A 4,829-nucleotide genomic window follows, 5' to 3' on the forward strand; every position below is an offset into this window, starting at 1 on the left:
CATGGCGGCGCCACCGTCCCTGTATCCAAAAGCCATCTTTAGTTGCCGCTGCGGCGACGCCATAGGCAAATAGTGCAATATTGGCATCGCCGATTGCCGCCCTCGTGCACAGCCAGACGACCGCACCATGGGACGCCTCCATCATCCCTGTAAAGAAAGGCACCTGGATCATTTCCCAAAAAAAATGCAGCAAAAAGCTGACAGACCAGATTAAAAAAACAGGAACCAGCCTCTACGGGATAGTCGACTTGAACAATGCATAATCTATCCAACTAATCTATTAATTTCAGGCAGCCGAAGTTGAAATCGCCATTTCCAATTGAATACTAGCCAAGTCTTCCCAACCCTGGGAATGTTGCTAGCCTCCACAAAGCTAATTGAATTATCTGGCCGGTTAAAGCCATCGCACCCAGCACTAAGGGCCTAAATCGCCTATGTGATATGTCGTCAGATCTTATTGGCCCCTGGCAGTGTTCCGGCGAGCCGGCCGATCCCTCCTGGTATTGGCTGGCTTCACCTTGACCGAAGCTTGTACTATCTTATAGGCAGACGGTCAGAATCTGGCCCGGTCAGCGGGGGACACCTGCTGACGCAATCGCAGTTCCCAATTACTCGACGGACGGAGAACACCATGAAACGACTGACACTTGTTGCTACTGTCATTGCCGGTCTGCTTTCCATGCCGGCCCTGGCGGCGGATCACGATCAGCATCGCGATGCAAAGCATCATGAGCAGGACCAGAAGAGAGCAGCGGCGATGCAGCAGAATATGGAAGAAATGCAGGCGCTGATGAGCCGGATCAAACAGGAGCAGGACCCTGCCAAGCGCCAGGAACTGATGCAGGACCATATGAAAGCCATGCAGGAAAACATGCAGATGATGCATGGAGACATGAAGGGCTGCATGGGAATGATGAAGGAAATGAAGGGGTCGATGAAGGATCAGCCGATGAAATCGAAAGGGGCGGAGAAATCCGGCCATTGAGGTCATCAAGCCCTTATCCTTCGCGCTGATATTCGATCTGTTGTAAAGGTGACCGTCCAGGCGGTCACCAGAAACCGCCTTAGCTCCTTCGTCTCCGACATGTTGCCAGTCCTGTCTAAGACATAAGTCGTAAGCCCTCTGGATTTTCAGCTTCGTTTCAGGTTTCACTGGTCGCGGCCTGCCTGCAATCAGGAGGTTGGTTGCCCTGCTGTATGCGACACGGCGGAATGACCGGCCATTAGGTCCGTTTGCTGAGCTCTTCTGACGACCAATAAGACGACTAATAATAGGGATCACAATGAAGCAACTGAAACTTAAGCGCAGCCCGCTTTACCTGGCGATTCTCGGAGTAGCCGCAGTGTATGCTCCAAACCCTGTCATGGCGGCCGAATTTGATTTTCATGGCGACATGAACAACCGGTTTCAGGCCTACACCAATCAGAGGGATTGGTTCAGAACAGGAAACTCGGGTGGCGGTACGCTGAAAGACAGCGATCCCACCGAGAGTTATGGTGAGATAAAATACCGGTTCTGGTTCACCGCCGCCTCTGACGATGGAATGGTCAAGGGCGTGTACGCAACTGAAATCGGCGGCATTCGCTTCGGCGAGGGTTCAGGTGGCGACTTTTCCGGTGACGGCGTAAATGTCGAGACCCGTTGGGCTTACGTCGACTTTGCTTTGCCCGGCGCCGTTGATCAGCGCCTGAAAATCGGCTTGCAGCCGGTTTCGGTTAACGCCAATGTCTGGAATGAGACCGCAACCGCTGCGGTGCTGACCGGGAAGCTTCAGTCTGGTATTGACTATCAGCTTCTGTGGGGGCGTGGTGACTCCACCAACGAGGACGCCAACGACTCCCCGGAAGACGAGGGCTGGGATGGCGCTGATAACTTTGCGCTGAACCTGGATAAGCACTTTTCGCCCAACCTGAACGCCGGAATTTTTATCTGTACCAGATGAACAATCAGGTTGCAGAGGGTGTCGGCGAGATCAATAGCAGGAACTACGAGCTGAAGCGGATCGCTGATAACTCGGAATACTCAGTCTCAAACCTGGGCGCGACCTTCGACTACAACAGGGAGACGTCGGCAGGCCGGCTTTTCCTCAAGGGTACCGCCATCGCCCAGACGGGAACGATAGAAGGTGTTAACTTCAACCCTATAAACGGGGCTGTGAATCCGAACACCAGCTATGACCTGTCCACCTTTCTGGGCCGTGGCGAGCTTGGCCTGCAGTTCGGTCCCAATACCGTCACCTACACAATGGTGTATGCATCAGGGGACAGCAATGAGCAGGATTCCAATTTCGATGCGTTCATCTCCACGGACGTCGATCTGACGGACAGCATGATTTTCCAGGAAAATTTCACGGACGATGATTATTTCGCCGAGACGCCTTATATCCTGGATAAGGGCTATTTCCTGAATAAGATCCAGCTCGATCACAAGGTCCGGCCTAACCTGAAGCTCAGTGGAATGCTGGTGTACAACCGGCTGGCGGAAGCCATTACGCTGGCTGACGGGAGTTCATCAAAAGATCTGGGCCTGGAGTTCGGTGGACGGGTGAGCTATCTTCCGTATCCGTCCCTGGAAATTGCGGCGGAAGCGGCTTATCTGCTTGCGGGAGATGCAGTGGATGCACTTGAGGAAGGCGCGCTTCAAAACGGCCAGAGTGATAAGGACATTGTGCATGTTGCCGGCCGCGTCAGGTATAAGTTTTAACTGACCAGAAGGTGCGAAGCCGACGCTTCGCACCTTATTCCTTTCGAAGAGCCTCTGTATGACGAATGTAATCAGCTGTGCCAGCGTCCGGATCTTTCGTTTTGTCGTTTTAATTGTTTTTACAATAACCGGACAGCTCTGTTTCGCAGGTGAGCGCTTCGACCCTTTTGTTTCCGCGATCAGCCGGATCGACAAGGACGAAGGTCTTGTTTACATAGACCGGCGCGATAATGTTGTCGGGGTGGGGGATGTTTTCGTTACGGCAAAACCCGTTCAGAACGGCGATGCCAGTTTGGTCAGTGACCGCCAGTCCGTAATCGGTATTTTACGGATTAATCCGGAAGAATTCGTTGGCAAGCTGCTGTCCGGGCCCATGCCTGGTGTAAATGCCGTTGTGGAGAGGTTTGGCCCTTTGCCGGCCGTAATTAAAAGTACAACCGAAAAAAGCGGGCCCGTGGAAGAAGAACTGAAATCCATGTTTCCACGCCTGGTCTGGGAAAATGAGGAAAGCAAGGCAGAGCCCTCTCTGACGTTCGAGTTAATAAGCAAGGGCAGGGTAGTTGTCACCTATGACCAAACCTGGCTGGTCGGGATGATTGATATCGGCGCAGCTTCATACTCAAAGGACGAGAGTTTTCGTGTTGCGGCAGAGGCGGAGGCCGAGCTTGCTCTTGAGTTGCCGGGCCGGGCAGGTTCGATTGCGGTCCATGAAATCCCGGGGCGTTATGTCGTGGCACTGGAAGACAAGCAGACAATCAGGTTTTTTTCGGGGCGCTCCGATGGCTCTGTAAGCGAAATCGCCGTGGTTGATATTCCACGTGGCGAGAGAATCATTTACATGGACTGGTATAGCAGTGCCGGTGAGCTTTATCTGCTGGTCAACCAATGGGATGATTACCGGGTGTCAGGTTCTGTTGTCAGGCTTGACGGGGACCGAGCCATGTTGGTCGGGTTTTCGCCATTGATGATGGGCGTGCATGATACCGACCTGGATGGGCGGAGTGACACCATTCTGGGGCAGTCCTATACGGCAGAGCACGGCTTCGGGTCAAAGATTTACACGGTTATGCCGGGGCAAGAGAAGATGGCGGAAAGCGCCAATGACACATTCAGCGCCCTGACGCCGGGTTTCAGGGTGTTGGGCTCCCGGGTTCTGGGCAAGATAGACAGCGGCGATCTGGCTTTTGTAAGTGCGTTTGACGGTAAAGCCTCTGTGTATTCCGGCAATGGCCCGGAATTGCAGCTCAGCTACGATATGGACCCTCTTGTCAGCTCGGAAATCCGGTTTGAGGTAAACCCGGAACTGATTTTCAGTCCGACAAGAACCCTGTCCCTGGGTAACCCGTTTGTCGGCGGCACCGGAGGGACGGATAGGGTTTCGCGCCCCATGGTGGGTATCGCGCAGCGCCCGAGCCCTGCGGAGGCCGCAGGTCCCAGGGATGTCGTCGCTATCGACTGGCTGGACGCAAACCCGGGCTCGCCATCGGTTCTGGGAAGATCCAGGGTATCCATACCCCGCTCGGCGAAGCCGGCCTATGGGAGCGGCGGGCTGTTCTTTTTCTCGGTAGGAAGCCGAGGTGGAGATAGTAAGGCCGGGGAAGGCGCAACAAGGCTCTACCGGCTTCCAGCCGACCTGGGACACTAGCCAAGCCTTCCCAACACGGGAAAGGTCGACAGCATCCAGGTGGCGAACCAGGTCATCTGGCCGGTTAGCACCATTATGCCCATGATGATCAATACCAGTCCCGCCAGTGCCCTTAGCGGCCTGCTCCAGCGGCTGAATCCGCGCACTCGCTTGCGAAAATGCTCGATGAACAGCGCGGTTCCGAGAAACGGGAGTGCCAGGCCGAGCGAATACACTGCGAGATACAACATGCCCGTTTCTGCGTTGGCGTGGGTGGAACTGAGCGCCAGTATGGCTCCGAGTATCGGGCCGATGCAGGGCGTCCAGCCGACGGCAAAGGCGATGCCCAGCAAAAAGGCCACAGGCAAGGGAATGTCGTGGTGGCTAGAACTGATATCTGGTTGAAAGCCGTACTGATAATAGCGCTGACTGTCACACTCCTTTTGGGTGTATTTGCGCAAGTGTTTGTAGGGCCGTTTGCATGATGGCCGAAGCCCATTA

5 protein-coding genes and 1 pseudogene are annotated in these 4,829 nt (G+C 54.5%); 4 read left to right on the forward strand and 2 right to left on the reverse strand.

Going from position 1 to position 4,829, the window contains the following annotated elements; genetic code table 11:
* Positions 1 to 193: pseudogene (locus tag JIF53_RS19330) on the reverse strand (hypothetical protein); the annotation flags it as partial.
* Positions 194 to 631: 438 nt separating this feature from the next.
* Here JIF53_RS19330 and JIF53_RS16715 point away from each other — a divergent pair.
* The 4 genes from JIF53_RS16715 (at position 632) to JIF53_RS16725 (ending at position 4,349) form a co-directional block, all read left to right on the forward strand.
* The gene (locus JIF53_RS16715) at positions 632 to 985 is read left to right on the forward strand and encodes a hypothetical protein (RefSeq protein ID WP_199453458.1); all 354 of its coding nucleotides are present in this window, start codon (positions 632 to 634) and stop codon (positions 983 to 985) included.
* 298 nt (positions 986 to 1,283) lie between these two features.
* Complete coding sequence (locus JIF53_RS19515; RefSeq protein WP_228285600.1) at positions 1,284 to 1,943, forward strand: hypothetical protein; 660 nt, start codon at positions 1,284 to 1,286, stop codon at positions 1,941 to 1,943.
* Positions 1,940 to 2,704: an alginate export family protein gene (locus tag JIF53_RS19520; protein ID WP_228285601.1), complete on the forward strand. Its 765-nt coding sequence runs from the start codon at positions 1,940 to 1,942 to the stop codon at positions 2,702 to 2,704. Before JIF53_RS19515 ends, JIF53_RS19520 begins: the two co-directional genes overlap by 4 nt.
* Before the next feature lie 58 nt (positions 2,705 to 2,762).
* The gene (locus JIF53_RS16725) at positions 2,763 to 4,349 is read left to right on the forward strand and encodes a hypothetical protein (RefSeq protein WP_199453460.1); all 1,587 of its coding nucleotides are present in this window, start codon (positions 2,763 to 2,765) and stop codon (positions 4,347 to 4,349) included.
* On the opposite strand, the gene JIF53_RS16730 is transcribed toward JIF53_RS16725, so the two are convergent.
* The coding region (locus tag JIF53_RS16730) for a cytochrome c biogenesis CcdA family protein (RefSeq protein ID WP_228285602.1) at positions 4,346 to 4,829 on the reverse strand (484 nt) is incomplete at its 5' end. The genes JIF53_RS16725 and JIF53_RS16730 overlap by 4 nt on opposite strands.

The organism is Marinobacter sp. bablab_jr008 (assembly GCF_016464145.1).
Taxonomy (GTDB): domain Bacteria; phylum Pseudomonadota; class Gammaproteobacteria; order Pseudomonadales; family Oleiphilaceae; genus Marinobacter; species Marinobacter nauticus.